This window comes from Aurantiacibacter rhizosphaerae, assembly GCF_009807005.1.
Lineage (GTDB): Bacteria > Pseudomonadota > Alphaproteobacteria > Sphingomonadales > Sphingomonadaceae > Alteraurantiacibacter > Alteraurantiacibacter rhizosphaerae.
Genome location: NZ_WUBR01000002.1, coordinates 357,247 through 375,878, shown reverse-complemented (window position 1 = coordinate 375,878; position 18,632 = coordinate 357,247). Strand labels below are relative to the sequence as shown.

Below are 18,632 nucleotides of genomic sequence, written 5' to 3'. Positions count from 1 at the left end.
CGCCCTTTTTTTGCATTCGAAATTCGGTAGTAACCGATTAGCGCGAGTAGAACTCGACGACCAGGTTCGGTTCCATCTGTACCGGGTAGGGTACTTCATCCAGCGTAGGCACGCGGCTGAAGGTAACCGCGTCATTGCCGTCTTGGGCAACGTATTCGGGCACTTCACGCTCTGGCAGGCTCTGCGCTTCGATGATCAGGGCCATTTCCTTGGCCTTGTCACCCAGCGAGATCACATCGCCGACATCGCAGCGACGCGATGCAATGTTGCACTTCACGCCATTCACCTTGATGTGGCCGTGGCTGACGATCTGGCGCGCGGCGAAGATCGTGGGCGCAAACTTGGCGCGGTATACGATCATGTCCAGGCGGCGTTCCAGCAGGCCGATCAGGTTCTGGCCGGTGTCACCCTTCATGCGGGTGGCATCCTTGTAGGTGGAGTGGAACTGCTTTTCGGTAACGTCGCCGTAATAGCCCTTCAGCTTCTGCTTGGCGCGCAGCTGCAGACCGAAGTCGGACATCTTGCCCTTGCGACGCTGGCCGTGCTGGCCGGGGCCGTAGGAACGCTTGTTTACCGGAGAATTAGGACGACCCCAGATGTTTTCGCCCATCCGGCGGTCGAGTTTATGCTTGGCGCGTGTGCGCTTCGACATGACATGCTTCCTTCAATTTGCAATCACTGCCCCAGCGGCAGTGCTTCAACCCGGTTTCGCACCGTCTGGCCTAATCCGTCTTACCAGATTGCCAGCCGTGGCCGCCGCTTCACCGGGGTGCGGAGCCAATTTGTAGCGAAGGCGCGCATGTAGCCGCGCGGGCGTGGAAGTCAAGCGCAACTGCGCCAGTCATGAAACGTCCCTAGCGATAGGGTGTGGCATTCCACTGGGACCGCGCAATCTGCCGGTCCCGAAGGTCAGCCGATTCCTGCTGCGCGATGCGATCGAACACCGCCTGCCATTCGCCTTGAGTAAGGCAGGTGCGCGCGCCGTCCGGGTGATTTTCCGGCAGGTCAAGGCAATGGATCGGGGCGCTTTTCGCATCGGCCATGACGACACGCGCGGCAGCCGAGACGAAGGTATCCTCCCGCCGCAGCAGGGGATCATCGATTGCAACAGGTGTCAGCACGATGGCGGAGGCAAGAAGCAGGCTCAGGATGGTATCCCTTTCACTGCAAGTTCCACGGAAGCAGGGATGAGGCGCACGTCACGCTCTCTCCCGAACTGTTCGCCAGAAACCATAACATATCAGGGCCATAGATGGCAGGCCCCGTTAATCGTCAGGCCGTGGCTTTCGCTGGAGAGCGGACAGGACGCCGCGCAGGGTGCGCACCTCCAGATGGTTCCATCCCGGCTTCGTCAGCACGCCGCGCAGCGTGCGGCGGGTCGCCTCCGCCCGGTCCTCAGGATAGAAATAGCGGTTTGGCTCCAGCATGCCTTCCAGATGAGCGATCAGGCCGTCCAGTTCCTCCTGCGGGGCAGGGGGCAGGATGTCTTCCTGCGTGGGCATCACCAGATCGGCTGTCTTGGAAAGCTCATAGGCAACCAGGATCACGGCCTGAGCCAGATTGAGTGAGCCGAATTCCGGATTGATCGGCGCTGTTATAATAGTGCGGGCCAGATCCACATCGTCCATGGCAAGACCGGAGCGCTCCGGCCCGAACAGCACCGCGCTGCGACCCTGCTGGCGCGGAATATCGCGCGCGGCCTGTTCCGGCGTCTGCACGGGCTTGGTGACGCCGCGCTTGCGCACCGTGGTGGCATAGACATGCGCGCAATCGGCCACCGCCTCTGCCGTGGTTTCATAGACGCGCGCGTTTTCCAGCACGATGTCCGCTCCCGCCGCAGCCGGTCCGGCAGACGGATTTGGCCAGCCGTCGCGCGGTTTCACCAGACGCATTTCGCTGAGGCCGAAGTTCAGCATGGCACGCGCCGCCTTGCCGATATTCTCGCCCAGTTGCGGGCGCACCAGCACGATCACGGGCGGAGCGTTGCCGGATGGGGCAGTTTCAGCCGTCGCCATCGGGCGCAACCTGCTGCACGGTGCTGGCAAATTCCTCAAAATCGCGCGCTTCGGAAAAGTCGCGGTAGACGGAGGCGAAGCGGATATAGGCCACGGTATCCAGCTGACGCAGGCCTTCCATCACCATCTCGCCAATGCGAGCGGAGGGGATTTCGCTGTCCCCCGCGGTTTCCACCTGCCGCTGAATGCCGGATACCAGCTGATCGATCCGCTCCTGCTCTATCCCTCGTTTGCGGCAGGCCAGGGCCACGGATTGCTCGATCTTGGATCGGTCAAAACTCTCGCGGCGGGGCGGGGTTTCATCGCCTGTGGATTTCAGCACCGCCACATCGCGCAACTGCACGCGTTCAAAGGTGGTGAAGCGCGCACCGCATCCTTCGCACTGGCGACGGCGGCGGATCGCGGTGTTGTCTTCCGTGGGGCGCGAATCCTTTACCTGGCTGTCGTCATGCGCGCAGAATGGGCAGCGCATGGATCAGGGCCGGATCCGCTTGTAGATCATGTATCCTGCTCCGGCGACCAGGCCAACGGGCCACGTCACCACAGGCAGCAGGCCGCCCGCCAGCGCGCCGATGGCGGCGCCGGTCAGCACGGGCTTGGACGACGGGTGATCAAGCCCGTCCTTGCCCATTGCCTTCACCTCTTCCACGGCATCCACCAGGATGCGATTGTCGATGGGGTCGTTCGGCTTGTTCGGATCGGTCATGTCTTATCTTCCCGGATAGACGGGGAAGGCCGCGCACAATTCGCCAACTTCGCGGCGCACGCGTTCTTCCACCTGTGCATCGCCATCATCGCCATTGCGGGCCATGCCGTCGATCACTTCTGCCATCAGCGTGCCGATCTTGCGGAATTCGGCAGGGCCAAAGCCGCGCGTCGTGCCCGCAGGCGTGCCGAGGCGAACGCCGCTGGTGACGAATGGCGAACGCGGTTCGAAGGGAATGGCGTTCTTGTTGCAAGTCATCAAGGCGCGATCCAGGCCCTTTTCAGCGGCCTTGCCGGTCACATCCTTGGGCGTGAGATCGGCCAGCATCAGATGGTTATCCGTGCCGCCCGATACGATATCTATGCCCCCTTCGGCGAGGCTGGAAGCCAGCGCCTTCGCATTTTCTGCAACTGACTGCGCATAGACGCGGAATTCGGGGCGCAGCGCCTCTCCGAATGCCACGGCCTTGCCGGCGATGGTGTGCATCAGCGGGCCGCCCTGCATGCCGGGGAATACGGCCATGTTGATCGGCTTGGTCAGTTCCTCATCATTCCACAGGATGATGCCGGAGCGCGGGCCGCGCAGGCTCTTGTGCGTGGTGCTGGTGACGACATGGGCGTGGGGGAAGGGCGAAGGGTGCTGCCCGCCCACCACCAGGCCGGAGAAATGCGAGATATCCGCCAGCAAATAAGCGCCAACCTCGTCTGCGATCTTGCGGAATTCCGCGAAATCCCAGGTGCGCGGATAGGCGGTGCCGCCGCTGATGATCAGCTTCGGCTTATGCTCATGCGCAAGGCGGCGCACGTCTTCCATGTCGATGCGGCTGTCCTCGCGGCGCACGCCGTAAGGCACCACGTTGAACCACTTGCCACTCATGTTGACGGGAGAACCGTGTGTCAGGTGCCCGCCGCTGGCAAGGTCCAGACCCATGAAGGTATCGCCCGGATTCAGCAGGGCGAGGAACACCGCCTGGTTCATCTGGCTGCCGGAATTGGGCTGCACATTGGCGAAGTCGCAGCCGAACAATTGCTTGGCGCGCTCTATCGCGATGGTTTCAACCTGGTCGGCATATTCGCACCCGCCATAATAGCGGCGACCGGGATAGCCCTCTGCATATTTGTTGGTGAACACGCTGCCGCAGGCTTCCAGCACGGCCGGGCTGGCGACGTTCTCGCTGGCAATCAGCTCGATACCGTCCCGCTGGCGGCCCAGTTCGCGCTGGATGATCGCGGCGACTTCGGGATCGGCATCCTCCAGGTCATCGCTCCAGAAGCGATCAAGCCAGGAGGCGTTGGCGGCGGATTGGGTTGCGGTGGTCATCATGCTGACTTTCGGGAGGGATTGGCGTTCAGGACGGATTGGACAGTTTGTCGACGCGGCGCTGGTGCCGCCCGCCTGCAAACTCCGTTTCGAGGAAAGCGGTAATACAGGCCTTGGCCATGTCAGACCCGATCAGGCGGGCGCCCATGGCAATGACATTGGCATCATTGTGTTCGCGGCACAGGCTGGCGGAAAGCGGTTCGGAAACCAGTGCACAGCGCACGGCGGGGTTGCGGTTCACCGACATGGAAATGCCAATTCCGGAACCGCATAACGCAACGCCGCGATCCACGGTGCCATCGGCGACGACGCCGGCAAGCTTGTATCCGTAATCGGGATAATCCACCGATTCGCCGGTGTCCGGGCCAAGGTCGGCAACCTCGTGACCCTGTTCGATAAGCCATTCGCGCAATTCGGCTTTCAGGTCGAGCGCGGCATGATCGGAGGCTATGGCAATCTTCATGGCGCCCACATAGGCGCGAGAGGCCGATTTCGCCACCCGAAAAGGCGGCTAAAAAGCCTTTCTCCACCACAAGCGTGGCTGTCGTGGCGCCAGCAGCGCGGCAATTGCGCTGCAATCGGCCCTATAGTGGTTGATCAATCAAAATTATCGCGCCCGGCCATGGGCGGATCGGTCAGGCGGAGGGTTTCGGCAGCGCTTTCTTCACCCAGGTCCACAGCGCCTTTACTTCCTCTGCGGCCTTGCCATTGGCGTCCACCTCGCTCGCCACTTCGCCGCTGGAGGAGGAGCGGTGGAAATCGGCGCGCTCTCCAAAAGTAACGGGGCAGGTTTCCAGCCCGAGTTCTGCGACGACGGCCTTTGCATCATCCACCATCTTGGTGGCGCGGGCGGGCACGCCGTTCAGCACCACATGCGCAGGCGTGCCGGTGTAGCTGATGAGATCGGCAATCCCTTCGAGCGCATGCAGATCGAAGGCGCGCGGGCGTGTGGGTATCAGCACAAGGTCTGCAGCCTTGATGGCTTCGCGCATGGCGGCCTCTGCGTGGGGCGGCGTGTCGATCACGATCAGCGCCACGCCTTCCTTGCGCGCGTTTTCTATGGTGCGGGAAAGCCGGGCCGGCGGGCTGGTGACTACGGCGGGCAGGAAATCGCCGCGCCAGTCTCCCCATGCAGCTGCCGTCGCCTGCGGATCGGTGTCGATCACGCAGGTCGTCATCTTCTTCTGCACAGCGATGGTGGCAAGATGCAGCGCGAGCGTGGTTTTGCCGGAGCCGCCCTTCTGGCTGACGATTGCGATAACCGTGGGTTTGGGATCTGGCACGAAAGAGCGCTCCTTCAAAAAGAGAATCCTGCTCTCCTCTCCTGGCTGCACTTATGTCACCCGGTGAGCGAGCCGTCCATCACTTGTGTGCTGCATTGCACCATTCGCCCGGCTTCAGGCTATCAAGGCTCCACTCGCCCACGCTCCAGCGCACGAGGCGCAGGGTGGGAAGGCCGACAGCCGCCGTCATCCGGCGCACCTGCCGGTTGCGGCCTTCGGTGATGGTTATGCGCAGCCAATGATCGGGCACGCTCTTGCGGAAACGGACGGGCGGATCGCGCGGCCAAAGCTGCGGATCGGCGATAGCTTCGGCGCGGGCAGGGCGGGTGAGGCCGTCCTTCAATTCCACACCGCGCGCCAGTTTCTGAATGGCGGCGTCGTCCGGCTCGCCTTCCACCTGCACCAGATAGGTCTTGGGCAGCTTGAACTTGGGATCGGCAATGCGCGCCTGCAGCTTGCCGTCATCGGTCAAGAGCAACAGGCCCTCGCTGTCCCGGTCCAGACGGCCCGCGGGATAGACTCTTGGCACGTCGATATAGTCGGACAATGTCTCGCGCGCGGTAATGCTGCCGCGGTCGGTAAACTGCGACAGCACGTTCATCGGCTTGTTGAAGAGGATCAGGCGGGGCATCGCGGGCTATTCGCCGCCGATCTTCTCGCCGTTTATCTTCTCCACGTCTGCGCGCAGCTGTTCAACCAGCCCCGGCATCTTCGCGAGATAATCCTGCATGTAAGCCTGGTTCGCCTTTGCAAACGCGGGATGGCCGTTCACTTCGGACATGCGTGCAAGAAAGCCGTGGCCTTCGGGCGTCATGATGAAGCTGTGCAGGCCCTGCAATTCTTCGATGGTGAACTGTTCAGCATAGGCAACAACCATGCTCTCCATCAGCGAATCGAGATGGCCTGCCAGAACTTCCATGCTGGTTGCGCGGACGCGCTCCACGTGCCGATCGAACGCGACCGCCATTTCGGGATTATCACTGACATCTGGCAAGGATGCTCTCATCTGCGCCAGAAGCTGGATGATTACATCGTCGAACATGCCCATGCGGGTTTCCGGCGGGTATCCGTTGTCGATGATCTCCCGCGCCAGCTGCATCTCGGCAGCCGGAGGCACGGTGTCCTGCGCGAAAGCCTGAGAGGGTATGGCAAAGGTGATTGCCGCAGCGGCAATAGCGGTAAAAACCTTCATGAAACCCCCAGACTGAAACGAGATCTTACTGATCGAGGAAAGAGCGCATCTTGCGTGAACGGCTGGGGTGCTTGAGCTTCCTCAGCGCCTTTGCCTCGATCTGGCGGATACGTTCGCGCGTCACGCTGAACTGCTGGCCCACTTCTTCCAGCGTGTGATCGGTGTTCATGCCGATGCCAAAGCGCATGCGCAGCACGCGTTCCTCACGCGGGGTGAGCGATGCCAGCACGCGGGTGACGGTTTCCTTGAGGTTTGCCTGAATCGCCGCATCCACGGGGATGATGGCGTTCTTGTCCTCGATAAAGTCGCCCAGGTGCGAATCTTCCTCGTCGCCAATCGGCGTTTCGAGAGAAATCGGCTCCTTGGCGATCTTCATCACCTTGCGCACCTTTTCCAGCGGCATGGAAAGGCGCTCTGCCATTTCCTCCGGCGTGGGTTCGCGGCCCTGCTCGTGAAGGAACTGGCGGCTGGTGCGCACCAGCTTGTTGATCGTTTCGATCATGTGGACCGGGATGCGGATCGTCCGGGCTTGATCCGCGATGGAACGCGTGATCGCCTGCCTGATCCACCAGGTGGCATAGGTGCTGAACTTGTAACCACGGCGGTATTCGAACTTGTCGACCGCCTTCATAAGACCGATGTTGCCTTCCTGAATAAGATCAAGGAATTGCAGGCCGCGGTTGGTGTATTTCTTGGCGATGGAAATCACCAGGCGCAGGTTCGCCTCGACCATTTCCTTCTTGGCGATACGCGCCTCGCGCTCACCCTTCTGCACCATGTTCACGATGCGGCGGAATTCATCCAGGCTCATGCCCGTGGCGCTGGCGATATCGGCGATTTCGGCGCGAATGCGCTCAACAGCGTCGCCTTCCTTCTCGGCGAAGGCGGCCCATTTCTTGTCCTTCTTCGCCTTTTCCTTCAGCCAGGTATCGTCCAGTTCATTGCCGACATAGACATTGAGGAAGTCGATACGCTTCACCTTGTGGCGTTCGGCAAGGCGCAGCATCTGGCCGCCCAGCGCGGTGAGGCGGCGGTTGAAGGCGTAAAGATTGTCGACGAGATATTCGATCTTCGTCGCGTGGAACTGCACGGACTCGACCTCTGCGGTCAGCTCTTCGCGCAGCTTCTCGTACTTGTTTTCCTTGGCAGCCGGGAATTCATTGCCCGCGCCCAGGATATCGACGCGCTCTGCCTGCAGCTTCTCGAACTTCTTGAACAGATCGGTGATGCGCGCGAAGCGTTCGATGGCATCGGGCTTCAGCGCCGCTTCCATCTGGGCGAGGGACATGGTGTTGTCCTCTTCCTCTTCATCGTCACGCTTGCGGCCTTCGCCGTCCTCGCCGTCTTCGCCCTCTTCATCATCGTCGTCGTCTTCATCGTCGTCGCGGATGGTGGGGCCGGCGGTTTCTTCCGAAATCTCGCCGTCGTCGTCTTCATTTTCCTCTTCCATCTTGTCGACGGGAGGTTCCTTGGAAAGCATGGCGTCGAGATCGAGGATCTCGCGCAGCTGCATTTCCTCGTTGTTGAGGGCTTCGGACCACATGATGATGGCGTGGAAGGTGATCGGGCTTTCGCACAGGCCCATGATCATCGTGTCGCGGCCTGATTCGATGCGCTTGGCGATGGCGATTTCGCCCTCGCGGCTGAGCAGTTCCACCGCGCCCATCTCGCGCAGATACATGCGCACAGGGTCATCCGTGCGGCCTTCACCGGCGACGGACTTCTTCTTTTCAGGAACGTTCTGCTTGGGCTCTGCCTGCGATTCGGAGCCGGTCGGGGCGATCTCTTCCGGACCTTCGTCCTCGTCAGCCTCTTCCGCGCTTTCCACGATCTGCACGCCCATGTCCGACAATGCCGACTGGACATCCTCGATCTGGTCAGAACTCATCTCGCCCGAAGGCAGCGCCTCGTTCAGCTCATCATAGGTGATGTAGCCCTTGCGCTTGGCCTTGGCGATCATCTTCTTGAGCGACGCCTCGTTGAGGTCGATCAGAGGAGCGTCGTCATTCTGCTTTGTCTTGGCGTCGGATGCCATAGTGTTGCGTCAGTCCGTTTCCTGTTCGGCGACCTGCCTTTTGGCGGCCTCCGGAGCTTGTTTATCGAACGCCTGCGAAGCGGCGCGCTTTCTGGTCATTTGCCCGAGTCGCACGTCGATTTCCAGTTTTCGTTTGCGCAAGCGTTGTTGCTCAGCAAACGCACCTTCCGGATCTGTATCGAAGCGACGGGTGGCCGCAACAATTGCCGCCTCGAGTGCAGGTCTTTCGACCAGCAGGGCAACGGCTTCGGCCAAATCTTCCTTCGCCTCGTCCGGATCGGAGCCTTCCATCAGGAAGGAAAATCGGGTGTTATCCGGTGCAGGCGGCAAGATGTCTTGACCCGATATGGGCGAATTGACCGAAGCTTCAAGCTCTTCTGCGTGATCGAGCAGGAAATTTACGGCCTGCGCCAATTGTGCATCGCCTTTTTCCAGGCTGAGCAGGGCATCGGCATGGCGGTGAATTTCGCCCGCATGCCGGGCAAACCCGTTGAGAACCGCTGCGGTAAGCGCATCGCGAAACGCGCCCGTGGTGGCGCGCTGCAATCGCTGGGTGACCTGCGGCGATGTGCGCGCTGGCGCGTCCTTGCGGTAGGGGCCATCCTTGCGGAAACTGCCGCCTTTCTGGAATTCCCGCGGCGGGAAGGCGAATGCGCCGTAGCGATCCATCAATTCGCGCCGGTAGAGTGATCGGATATCGGGATGCTGGATCGCGTCCACCTGTTCCAGCACGCGCGCCTTCAATCCTGCCTTGTCTTCCGGGGAAGCGAGGGGGGAAGCATCGCGCTCATGCTCCCAGATCAGGTCCAGCAGCGATTTTGGTTGTTCCAGCAGCGCGTCCATGGCCTTGCGCCCGTCGCGTTTCAGCAGGTCGTCCGGGTCCAGCCCGGCGGGCAGTTGGACGACTTGCAGCGAATGGCCGGGGCGCAGCAATGGCAATGCACGCTCCGCCGCGCGCATGGCGGCGCGCTTGCCTGCGCTGTCTCCGTCAAGGCACAGCACGGGCTTATCTGCCATGCGCCACAGCAGTTCGATCTGCTGTTCGGTAACGGCAGTGCCCATGGGGGCGACGACATCGTCTATGCCAGCCGCCGCCAGCGCGATCACATCCATATAGCCTTCGGCCACGATCACGCGGTTCGTCTTGCGCGATGCGGCGGCGGCGCGGTGCAGGTTGTAAAGCGTGCGGCCCTTGTCGAAAAGCGGTGTGTCCGGGCTGTTGAGATATTTCGCCACGCCGTCGCGATCGGCGAGGATGCGGCCGCCAAAGGCGATCACCCGCTCGCGCGAGTCCTGGATGGGCAGCATCACGCGGCCCCTAAAGCGCGAATAGGGGATTTTCTCTTCGACTTCGATAAGCAGGCCCGCCTCGATCAGCAGCCGCTCGTCAAAAGAGGAAAGCGCCGTTTTCAGGGACTGTTTGTCATCCGGGGCCCAGCCAAAGCCGAAGCGGCGGATGGTGTGTTCATCCAGTCCGCGCCGCTCAAGATAGCCGCGCGCCTGTTCACCGGCGGGGGCATGTAACTGCGCCACGAACCATTCCTGCGCGGCGGCCATCACGTCATGCAGGGTGGCGCGTTGTTCCGCCTGCCGCGCGGCGCGCGGATCGGGTGCGGGCACGTCCATCCCGGCTTCGGAGGCAAGCTCCTTCACCGCGTCCATGAATTCCAGCCCGTGCTGCTCCATCATCCAGTCGATGGCGCCGCCGTGCTGCTGGCAGCCGAAGCAGTGGTAGAAGCCCTTTTGATCGTTGACGTAGAAGCTGGGCGTCTTCTCGGAATGGAACGGGCAGCACGCTTTCCATTCGCGTCCTGCCCGTGTCAGTTTCACCGTGCGCTGGATCAGCGCGGATAGCGTGATCCGGCCTTTCAGTTCATCCAGCCATTGAGGTGAGAGCGCCATGCCTCACCAATGCGACTCAATGGCCCTTAATTCAACCGCCTTGCGCATTGGTGACGGCTGAATTGACGCAGGCGTTGGTCGCCGTGTCGCTTGCCGCAGGGTAGGGGCCGGGGCCGCTGGCAGCGGTGTAATTGGCGAACACTTCATATGCATCGGCAGGACCGGCGGGGGGAAGGGTGCTCTGCCAGTAAAAGGTGATCGGTTCGCCCTGTCCCCACTGGTCACCTCCGTCACCTTCTTCCACGGTCCAGGCGATGCCCTGTTCATGGCAGGTGGCCACGATCAGCATCCGGTCGGTGATGGCATTGGCGGCCTCGGCGTATGAAAATCCGGCAGATCCGGTGAAGCCGTGGCTCGGCATGGTCATGCGGAAGGCTTCGGTCGTCTCCACGTTGGAGGCATCATTGCCATCGCCGCTGCCGGTGGAGGGATCATTGTCCTCCCCCGGATAGACGGTGTGAACATAGGTGTAGATCGTGCCTTCGGGCGCGGTGGCGGGGTCGCATTCGTCCATTCCGGCAGGGCAGGCGACGAAGGAGGTGATATCGGCAAAGGCACCCGTTTCGTTCGTCAGTCGCCCTTTGACCTCCTCGCCCTGCGGCCCGACGATCTTCGCGCCAAGTTGCAGATCAGCAAAATCGCCAGCGTTCAGCGATTCGCGCGCGATCTCGGCTTCTTCGTCTTCTGCTGCCAGATCGGTGTCATTATCGACCTCCGGCTCTGCCGAGCAGGCGGACAGTGCGGTGGTGACGAAAAGCGCGATGGGCAGGGCGAAATGGTGTTTCAGCATCGAAGGCCTCCTTGGCAGACGCGACATGGGTGCGCCTCTCTTGGCCCGAAAAACTTACAAATTCGGGTGGAGGTTCCGCTGCCACCACATTTTGATAGTTAATGCGGTGGCAGGATTTTGCGTTTCGCGATCAGTCGGCGGGGTCGGCGCCTGCTGCATCCTCATCCACCGGCGCTTCTTCGGCTGGGAAGGGGCCATTACCTTCGGCGCGCCCGTTTTCGGTGCCAACGGCATAGGCCTTTTGCGGGCCTTCGGGCGGCAGGGTGGATTGCCAGAAGAAGGTGAGCTCCTCGCCTGAATGCCAGCCATTGCTGATCTCCACGCGCCACAGCAATGCGCCGTTATCTTCCTGCACGCGGATGGAATAGCCTTCGCCCAGCACGGCCTCCGCCTGATCGCGGTCAAACCCGATGTTGTTGGCAAAGCCATGTGCGGCCTTGGTGGTGCGGAACAGCAGCGGCGTGTCCAGCTCGTCCGCCAGGTCAACCGGGGTTACCCGGTGGACATAGGTGTAGACGGCGCCCTCTGGCTGATCGGCGGGCACGCATTCCTCTGCGGCCACCTCATCCTTCTTGGGGGCAGGACAGGCGACGTAGCTGACGATATCAGCGATTTTCTGCCCTTCGCGCACCAGCTCTCCCGCAACCTCGTCCCCTTCCGGGCCGACGATTCTGGGACCCAGCTTAGTGTCGGCAAAGCCTGCCGCCACCAGCGTGCGAGGGCCAGCGACGGTTTCGCTGGGCGTCGGCGTGGGCGCGGGCGTCGTTTCGGAACCGCAGGCCGCCAGCGCCAGGCACGGCGCGATGATCAGCGGCAGGGGCAGGGCGATGCGCCTCACGACAGTGACTCCTTCACCCAGCCACTTGCGCGGCCCATGTCCAGCTGGGTGCCGTGGCGGGCCTTCAGCTCGCCCATCACCTTGCCCATGTCCTTCATGCCCTCGGCGCCTGTTTCGGCCTTGATCTTTTCGATGGCGGCCTTCGTTTCGGCCTCGTCCATCTGCTGCGGCAGGAATTCCTCGATCACGGCCAGCTCGGTCTTTTCCTGCTCTGCCAGTTCGGTGCGGCCGCCTTCTTCATACATCGTAATCGATTCGCGGCGCTGCTTTGCCATCTTTTGCAGCACGTCGATCACCATGGCATCATCATCGCCTGCATCCTTGCCGCGCATCTCGATATCACGATCCTTTATCTTGGCAGAGATCAGGCGCAGGGCGGCGGTGCGCTCTTTATCCTTTGCCTTCATGGCGGTGATGGTTTCGGCCTTGATGTCGTCTCTCAGCATGGGATCAATTCTTTCCTGTGGATCAATGGCCTCTCATCTAATGCGAAGCGCGATAAAGCCAAGTCTTGTGCTTGACGGGAGGCAAGCCCGTCTCTAGCCGCTGGGACTTAGCACACATTGCCGGTCCAACTATCCAACGGGAGCCACCATGGCCTTTCTCGCCTCTTCGCGCGCGCAACCTCAAGGGGCCACGGGCGTCCTCGTCCTGGCCGATGGAACCATCGTCTGGGGCAGGGGCTTTGGTGCCACTGGCAGCGCGGTTGGCGAAGTCTGCTTCAACACCGCGATGACGGGGTATCAGGAGGTGATGACCGATCCCAGCTACGCTGCGCAGATCGTTACCTTCACCTTCCCCCACATCGGCAATGTCGGCACGAATGACGAGGATTTCGAAAGCCGCGTGGAAGGAGCCGTGGGCTGCGTTGTGCGCGAGGACGTGACGCTGCAATCCAACTTCCGCAGCCAGGCGGAATTCGTCGAGTGGATGGCAAAGCAGGGCAAGATCGGCATTTCCGGCGTGGACACCCGCGCGCTGACCCGCCGCATCCGCCTGACAGGCGCGCCCAACGCCGTGATCGCGCACGATCCGCGCGGCAAGTTTGATTTGGACGCGCTGCTTGGGCGCGCGCAGGAATGGCCGGGGCTGGAAGGCATGGACCTTGCCCAGAGCGTGAGCCGCGAACACCAGGAAGACTGGGACGGCGGCTATTGGCGGCTGGGCCATGGCTATGACGCGGCGGAGCGTGAGGGCAAACCGCATGTCGTGGCGATGGATTTCGGCAGCAAGGACAACATCTTCCGTAATCTGGTGAAGGCCGGTGCGCGCGTCACGGTGGTGCCCGCCAAGACTTCGCTGGATGATATCATGGCGCTTGCCCCCGATGGCGTGTTCCTCTCCAACGGCCCCGGCGATCCGGCGGCGACGGGGGAATATGCGGTGCCGGTTATCAAGGCGCTGCTGGAGAAGGACATGCCGCTGTTCGGCATCTGCCTTGGTCACCAGATGCTGGCTCTGGCAGCAGGCGCGAAAACCACCAAGATGCACCAGGGCCACCGCGGCGCGAACCACCCGGTTCAGCGCGTAGGCGAAAGCTGGGGCGAAACCCGCGACCTCGTGGAAATTACCTCGATGAACCACGGCTTCGCAGTGGATGGCGACACCCTGCCGGACGGCGTGGAGCAAACGCATGTGTCGCTGTTCGACGGCTCCAACTGCGGCATCGCGGTTAGCGGCAAGAAGGCGTTTGGGGTGCAGTATCACCCCGAGGCATCGCCAGGCCCGCAGGATAGCTTCTATCTGTTCGAGAAGTTTGTGGGGATGTTGGGGTGAGGCTTCACTCTGCAGAGGAGCACGGATTGAATTTTGTGTTGGCCGCTGATGGTGAACCCAAGATTGCCGAAAGTTTTCTCCGACAGGAGGAATTGCTCTCTTGTATAAAAGATTATGTCGTTCGCAATTTGGCGAAGGAAAAGGCTGAAAACTTAGTAGATGTCGAAGAAATTGTGGATTTTATATTTGATTTGTTAGAAGAATCGGGAGTTATAACGAAGAAAGAGACGCCTCTTTCAGGGGACTACTTTAAATTCAATCAAAAAAAATTTGCGAATTTCCGTCCTATTTTTCTTCATGAAAGTCCAACGCACAGGATCGCCAGCGAGATTGGGCGCAGGTATTATCCCGATGTATTCGCGACGATACATAGGGGTATCGAAGTTGACGACCCGGATGCTGCAGGCGCCGCGAGAGAAGAGAGCTCAGGGCCCTCGGCTATTGGCATTTTGTCCGATGAAGTGGTCGCAGAAATCGTGCCAGCCGCTGATCGCTTAGTCACTCTCAATCACAATTCGCCTGAGCACAAGGAGGTTTCCAGCAAGCTCGATGAGATATTTCAAACTGCACGCTCTGACAACGAATTTGGTTCAACTCCCGCAGAAAGAGAGCGGCTACTAAATTCTCTGGAAGCAGCGCAAGCGCTTTGGAAGAGCGCCGAATTGAAAGTCATTCAAGTAAAGGTTGGCGTGATTCAGGCGCTCGAAGAGACACAGGAAGCATTTCGTGAAATCGGAAAAGCGGTGGGCGTCGGGCTCATTGTAGATCTTATAAAACGCATCGTCAAAGATCAGATTGGTATAGATTTGTAATGCCCAAAAGAACTGACATCTCCTCCATCCTCGTCATTGGCGCTGGTCCGATCATCATCGGGCAGGCTTGCGAGTTCGATTATTCCGGCACACAGGCGATCAAGGCGCTGAAGGAGGATGGCTATCGCGTCATCCTGGTCAATTCCAACCCGGCCACCATCATGACCGACCCGGAATTTGCCGACGCGACTTACATTGAGCCGATCACGCCCGCGATTGTCGCCAAGATCATCGCCAAGGAACGGCCCGACGCGCTGCTGCCCACCATGGGCGGGCAGACCGCGCTGAACTGCGCGCTGGCGCTGGATGCCGATGGCACGCTGGAGAAATACGGCGTCGAGATGATCGGGGCCAAGGCCGACGTGATCGACAAGGCCGAGAACCGCATGCGCTTTCGAGAGGCGATGGATGGCATCGGCCTGGAAAGCGCGCGCAGCGGCGTGGCGCATACCATGGCCGAGGCTTACGAAATCCTTGAGCGTACGGGCCTTCCCTCCATCATCCGTCCCAGCTTCACCATGGGCGGCACCGGCGGCGGCGTGGCCTATAACAAGGCCGAGTTCGAGCGGATCGTGAAAAGCGGCCTCGACGCCAGCCCCACGACAGAGGTGCTGATCGAGGAAAGCCTGCTCGGCTGGAAGGAATACGAGATGGAAGTCGTCCGCGACAAGGCGGACAATTGCATCATCATCTGCTCCATCGAAAACGTCGATCCGATGGGCGTGCACACCGGCGATTCCATCACCGTCGCGCCAGCTCTCACGCTGACGGACAAGGAATACCAGATCATGCGCAACGCCAGCATCGCGTGCCTGCGCGAGATTGGCGTGGAAACCGGCGGATCGAACGTGCAGTTCGCGGTGAATCCCAAGGATGGCCGCCTGATCGTGATCGAGATGAACCCGCGCGTCTCGCGCTCATCCGCACTGGCATCCAAGGCCACTGGCTTCCCCATCGCGCGCGTCGCGGCGAAGCTGGCCGTGGGCTACACGCTGGACGAGATCACCAACGAGATCACCGGCGCAACGCCCGCTTCGTTCGAGCCGACGATCGACTACGTCGTCACCAAGATCCCGCGCTTCGCCTTTGAAAAGTTCAAGGGCGCGGACAATCACCTCTCCACCGCGATGAAATCCGTGGGCGAGGTGATGGCCATCGGGCGCAACATCAAGGAATCGATGCAGAAGGCGCTGCGCGGCCTGGAAACCGGCCTCGACGGTTTCAACCGCGTGCCGGAGCTGGAAGGCAAGAGCCGCGAGATCATCACCGCTGCACTGTCGCAGGCGACGCCCGAACGAATCCTCAACATCGCGCAGGCCTTCCGCGAAGGCTTCACCGTGGAAGAGGTGCAGGCGATCACCTTCTACGATCCGTGGTTCTTGCGCCATATCGAGGAAATCATCTACGAAGAGCGGATGATCGGCGCGGAAGGCCTTCCCAACAACGCCTATGACCTGCGCCGCCTGAAGGCGATGGGCTTCTCTGACAAGCGGCTGGCCACGCTGGCCGTGCGCTCTGTCGGCGTGGCAGGCGGCATGGGCGAGACGCAGGCCAAGCGTTCGGGCCTGCTGCACGATGCCCTGCGCGCCATGGCCGGCGCTACCAGCGAGGAAGAGGTGCGCAAGCTGCGCCAGAAGCTGGGCGTGCTGCCCGTGTACAAGCGCATCGACAGCTGCGCCGCCGAGTTCGAGGCGATCACGCCCTACATGTACTCCACCTACGAAGCGCCAAGCTTTGGCGAGCCGGAGAACGAGGCATGGCCATCCGACCGTGAGAAGGTGGTGATCCTTGGCGGCGGGCCCAACCGCATCGGGCAGGGTATCGAGTTCGATTATTGCTGCGTCCACGCCTGCTTTGCGCTGGCGGAGGCGGGCTATGAAACCATCATGGTCAACTGCAACCCGGAAACCGTCTCCACCGATTACGACACCTCGGATCGCTTGTATTTCGAACCCCTGACGGCGGAAGACGTGCTGGAAATCCTGCGCGTGGAACATTCGCGCGGCACGCTGAAAGGCGTGATCGTGCAATTTGGCGGGCAAACCCCGCTGAAACTCGCCAGCGCGCTGGAAGAGGCAGGCATCCCGATCCTGGGCACCAGCCCGGACGCGATCGACCTTGCCGAAGACCGCGAACGCTTTGCCAAGCTGGTGAACAAGCTGAAGCTGAAGCAGCCCGAAAACGGCATTGCCTATTCGGGTGACGAGGCATTGGCCGTGGCGCACCGCATCGGTTACCCGGTGCTGCTGCGCCCGTCCTACGTGCTGGGCGGCCGCGCGATGGAAATCGTGGATGGCGATGCGCAGCTTATCAACTACATCAACACCGCCGTGGAAGTGTCGGGCGACAGCCCCGTGCTGGTGGACCAGTATCTGCGCGATGCGGTGGAATGCGATGTCGATGCGCTGTGCGATGGTGAGGACGTGGTGATCGCCGGCGTCATGCAGCATATCGAGGAAGCGGGCGTCCATTCGGGCGACAGCGCATGCTCCCTTCCGCCCTACAGCCTGCCGCAGGACATCATCGACGAGATGGAACGCCAGGCAGACGCGCTGGCCCGCGCTCTGAAAGTGCGCGGCTTGATGAACATCCAGTTCGCGGTGAAGGATGGCGAGGTCTACCTGATCGAGGTGAACCCGCGCGCCAGCCGCACCGTGCCATTCGTCGCCAAGGCCAGCGGATCGCAGATCGCCAAGATCGCCGCGCGCGTGATGGCGGGCGAAATGCTGGCAGATCTGCCCAAGATCCGGCGCGAGCTGGATTGGGTGGCAGTGAAGGAAGCCGTATTCCCCTTCGCCCGCTTCCCCGGATCGGACCCGGTACTGACGCCGGAAATGAAATCCACCGGCGAAGTGATGGGCATAGATAGCACCTTCGCCAAGGCATACACCAAGGCACAGATCGGGGAAGGCAGCCTGTTGCCCAAGTCCGGCACGGTGTTCGTCTCTGTGAAGGATAGCGACAAGCCGCAGATCGTGGAGCCGGTAAAACAGCTGGTGGAGATGGGCATGAAAGTGATCGCCACCGGCGGCACCGCAACCTATCTTGCCGAGCAGGGATTGCCGGTGGAACGGGTGAACAAGGTGGCCGAAGGGCGCCCCCATATCGTCGACAAGATCAGCGATGGCGAAGTGGCGCTGGTGTTCAACACCACCGAAGGCTGGCAGAGCCACAAGGACAGCCAGTCCATCCGCGCATCGGCACTGGAAATGAAAGTTCCCTACTACACCACCGCCGCCGCATCGGCCGCGGCGGCGCTGGCGATTGCGCTCGTAAATGCAGACGAGCTTGAAGTGCGATCACTGCAAGACTATTATGGATAGGAACTAGACACCAGCTCTCCCTCCAATCCGGCTCCTGGAGCCGCCCACAAGGGCGGGTCAGATCCGTATTGACGAGAGTCATAGAAAGCAGGGATTACAATGCAGAAAGTGCCGATGCTCGCGGAGGGCTATGAAAAGCTGACCGCAGATCTCAAGGCATTGCGCCAGGAACGCCCGAAGATCGTGGACGCGATCGAGGAAGCGCGTGCGCATGGCGATCTGTCGGAGAATGCCGAATACCACGCTGCCAAGGAACGGCAGGGCCAGGTGGAAGCGCAGATTTCCGATCTGGAGGACAAGACCAGCCGCGCCCAGATCATCGATCCCGCCACGCTATCGGGAGACAAGGTGGTGTTCGGCGCAACCGTCACCGTGTTGGACGAGGATGACAAGCCGCTGACCTACCAGATCGTTGGCCAGGCGGAGAGCGACGCGAAAGTCGGCCGCGTATCCTACGAAAGCCCGCTTGCGCGCGCGCTGATCGGCAAGAGCGTGGGTGACGAGGTGGAGGTGACCGTGCCTTCTGGTGAGAAGTTCTACCTGATCGACAAGATCGAATTCAAATAATCGCGCATCCACAGCCGATACGAAAAGCCCCGCCGAAGCGGGGGGATAAGGTGATAGGTCTGCGGGAGCGATG

At 61.2% G+C, this 18,632-nt stretch carries 19 protein-coding genes; 4 read left to right on the top strand and 15 right to left on the bottom strand.

Annotation, left to right across the window (positions count from 1 at the left end; translation table 11 throughout):
• Positions 1-37 precede the first annotated feature (37 nt).
• The 15 genes from rpsD to GRF63_RS09205 all read right to left on the bottom strand — a co-directional run bounded on the left by rpsD (position 38) and on the right by GRF63_RS09205 (position 12,527).
• Positions 38-652: a 30S ribosomal protein S4 gene (gene rpsD / locus GRF63_RS09275; protein ID WP_160485737.1), complete on the bottom strand. Its 615-nt coding sequence runs from the start codon at positions 650-652 to the stop codon at positions 38-40.
• A 202-nt stretch (positions 653-854) separates the two neighbouring features.
• Positions 855-1,121, bottom strand: coding sequence for a hypothetical protein (locus tag GRF63_RS09270; protein ID WP_160485736.1), 267 nt, complete (start codon positions 1,119-1,121; stop codon positions 855-857).
• Between the two features lie 144 nt (positions 1,122-1,265).
• On the bottom strand, positions 1,266-2,015 hold the full coding sequence (locus GRF63_RS09265) for an RNA methyltransferase (RefSeq protein WP_160485735.1): 750 nt from the start codon (positions 2,013-2,015) through the stop codon (positions 1,266-1,268).
• Positions 2,002-2,487, bottom strand: coding sequence for a transcriptional regulator NrdR (nrdR, locus tag GRF63_RS09260; RefSeq protein WP_160485734.1), 486 nt, complete (start codon positions 2,485-2,487; stop codon positions 2,002-2,004). Before nrdR ends, GRF63_RS09265 begins: the two co-directional genes overlap by 14 nt.
• Before the next feature lie 3 nt (positions 2,488-2,490).
• Positions 2,491-2,721: a hypothetical protein gene (locus tag GRF63_RS09255; protein WP_160485733.1), complete on the bottom strand. Its 231-nt coding sequence runs from the start codon at positions 2,719-2,721 to the stop codon at positions 2,491-2,493.
• Between the two features lie 3 nt (positions 2,722-2,724).
• Entirely contained in the window at positions 2,725-4,041 is a 1,317-nt protein-coding gene (gene glyA, locus GRF63_RS09250) for a serine hydroxymethyltransferase (protein WP_160486301.1), read from the bottom strand.
• 28 nt (positions 4,042-4,069) lie between these two features.
• Positions 4,070-4,504 (bottom strand): ribose 5-phosphate isomerase B, encoded by a 435-nt coding sequence (gene rpiB / locus GRF63_RS09245; RefSeq protein ID WP_160485732.1) that lies wholly within the window; start codon positions 4,502-4,504, stop codon positions 4,070-4,072.
• 172 nt (positions 4,505-4,676) lie between these two features.
• The gene (locus GRF63_RS09240) at positions 4,677-5,324 is read right to left on the bottom strand and encodes an AAA family ATPase (protein WP_160485731.1); all 648 of its coding nucleotides are present in this window, start codon (positions 5,322-5,324) and stop codon (positions 4,677-4,679) included.
• A gap of 79 nt (positions 5,325-5,403) precedes the next feature.
• A complete protein-coding gene (locus GRF63_RS09235) occupies positions 5,404-5,955 on the bottom strand; it encodes a pseudouridine synthase (protein WP_160485730.1) in 552 nt (183 codons plus the stop codon).
• Positions 5,956-5,961: 6 nt separating this feature from the next.
• Positions 5,962-6,516 carry a DUF2059 domain-containing protein gene (locus GRF63_RS09230; protein ID WP_160485729.1) on the bottom strand — a complete coding sequence of 185 codons (555 nt, stop codon included), beginning with the start codon at positions 6,514-6,516 and terminating at the stop codon, positions 5,962-5,964.
• A gap of 25 nt (positions 6,517-6,541) precedes the next feature.
• Complete coding sequence (rpoD, locus tag GRF63_RS09225; RefSeq protein ID WP_160485728.1) at positions 6,542-8,551, bottom strand: RNA polymerase sigma factor RpoD; 2,010 nt, start codon at positions 8,549-8,551, stop codon at positions 6,542-6,544.
• Positions 8,552-8,560: 9 nt separating this feature from the next.
• Positions 8,561-10,453 (bottom strand): DNA primase, encoded by a 1,893-nt coding sequence (gene dnaG / locus GRF63_RS09220; RefSeq protein WP_160485727.1) that lies wholly within the window; start codon positions 10,451-10,453, stop codon positions 8,561-8,563.
• Between the two features lie 31 nt (positions 10,454-10,484).
• Positions 10,485-11,243 (bottom strand): hypothetical protein, encoded by a 759-nt coding sequence (locus tag GRF63_RS09215; RefSeq protein ID WP_160485726.1) that lies wholly within the window; start codon positions 11,241-11,243, stop codon positions 10,485-10,487.
• A gap of 130 nt (positions 11,244-11,373) precedes the next feature.
• Positions 11,374-12,081, bottom strand: a complete 708-nt coding sequence (locus GRF63_RS09210; RefSeq protein WP_337189645.1) for a hypothetical protein — start codon at positions 12,079-12,081, stop codon at positions 11,374-11,376.
• On the bottom strand, positions 12,078-12,527 hold the full coding sequence (locus GRF63_RS09205) for a GatB/YqeY domain-containing protein (protein WP_160485725.1): 450 nt from the start codon (positions 12,525-12,527) through the stop codon (positions 12,078-12,080). The genes GRF63_RS09210 and GRF63_RS09205 overlap by 4 nt, the downstream gene beginning before the upstream one ends.
• Positions 12,528-12,675: 148 nt before the next feature.
• On the opposite strand from GRF63_RS09205, the gene carA reads away from it, so the two are divergent.
• The 4 genes from carA (at position 12,676) to greA (ending at position 18,559) form a co-directional block, all read left to right on the top strand.
• Complete coding sequence (carA, locus tag GRF63_RS09200; protein WP_160485724.1) at positions 12,676-13,857, top strand: glutamine-hydrolyzing carbamoyl-phosphate synthase small subunit; 1,182 nt, start codon at positions 12,676-12,678, stop codon at positions 13,855-13,857.
• Between the two features lie 26 nt (positions 13,858-13,883).
• On the top strand, positions 13,884-14,669 hold the full coding sequence (locus GRF63_RS09195) for a hypothetical protein (protein ID WP_160485723.1): 786 nt from the start codon (positions 13,884-13,886) through the stop codon (positions 14,667-14,669).
• Positions 14,669-17,992: a carbamoyl-phosphate synthase large subunit gene (gene carB / locus GRF63_RS09190; RefSeq protein WP_160485722.1), complete on the top strand. Its 3,324-nt coding sequence runs from the start codon at positions 14,669-14,671 to the stop codon at positions 17,990-17,992. The genes GRF63_RS09195 and carB overlap by 1 nt, the downstream gene beginning before the upstream one ends.
• A 99-nt stretch (positions 17,993-18,091) precedes the next feature.
• Positions 18,092-18,559 carry a transcription elongation factor GreA gene (greA, locus tag GRF63_RS09185; protein ID WP_160485721.1) on the top strand — a complete coding sequence of 156 codons (468 nt, stop codon included), beginning with the start codon at positions 18,092-18,094 and terminating at the stop codon, positions 18,557-18,559.
• Positions 18,560-18,632: the final 73 nt, after the last annotated feature.

Bases quoted from the DNA above. Each gene is read 5' to 3' on its own strand.
- rpsD (WP_160485737.1), bottom strand. From the start codon at position 652: ATGTCGAAGCGCACACGCGCCAAGCATAAACTCGACCGCCGGATGGGC.
- GRF63_RS09265 (WP_160485735.1), bottom strand. From the start codon at position 2,015: ATGGCGACGGCTGAAACTGCCCCATCCGGCAACGCTCCGCCCGTGATC.
- nrdR (WP_160485734.1), bottom strand. From the start codon at position 2,487: ATGCGCTGCCCATTCTGCGCGCATGACGACAGCCAGGTAAAGGATTCG.
- GRF63_RS09255 (WP_160485733.1), bottom strand. From the start codon at position 2,721: ATGACCGATCCGAACAAGCCGAACGACCCCATCGACAATCGCATCCTG.
- glyA (WP_160486301.1), bottom strand. From the start codon at position 4,041: ATGACCACCGCAACCCAATCCGCCGCCAACGCCTCCTGGCTTGATCGC.
- rpiB (WP_160485732.1), bottom strand. From the start codon at position 4,504: ATGAAGATTGCCATAGCCTCCGATCATGCCGCGCTCGACCTGAAAGCC.
- GRF63_RS09235 (WP_160485730.1), bottom strand. From the start codon at position 5,955: ATGCCCCGCCTGATCCTCTTCAACAAGCCGATGAACGTGCTGTCGCAG.
- GRF63_RS09230 (WP_160485729.1), bottom strand. From the start codon at position 6,516: ATGAAGGTTTTTACCGCTATTGCCGCTGCGGCAATCACCTTTGCCATA.
- rpoD (WP_160485728.1), bottom strand. From the start codon at position 8,551: ATGGCATCCGACGCCAAGACAAAGCAGAATGACGACGCTCCTCTGATC.
- dnaG (WP_160485727.1), bottom strand. From the start codon at position 10,453: ATGGCGCTCTCACCTCAATGGCTGGATGAACTGAAAGGCCGGATCACG.
- GRF63_RS09215 (WP_160485726.1), bottom strand. From the start codon at position 11,243: ATGCTGAAACACCATTTCGCCCTGCCCATCGCGCTTTTCGTCACCACC.
- GRF63_RS09205 (WP_160485725.1), bottom strand. From the start codon at position 12,527: ATGCTGAGAGACGACATCAAGGCCGAAACCATCACCGCCATGAAGGCA.
- carA (WP_160485724.1), top strand. From the start codon at position 12,676: ATGGCCTTTCTCGCCTCTTCGCGCGCGCAACCTCAAGGGGCCACGGGC.
- carB (WP_160485722.1), top strand. From the start codon at position 14,669: ATGCCCAAAAGAACTGACATCTCCTCCATCCTCGTCATTGGCGCTGGT.
- greA (WP_160485721.1), top strand. From the start codon at position 18,092: ATGCAGAAAGTGCCGATGCTCGCGGAGGGCTATGAAAAGCTGACCGCA.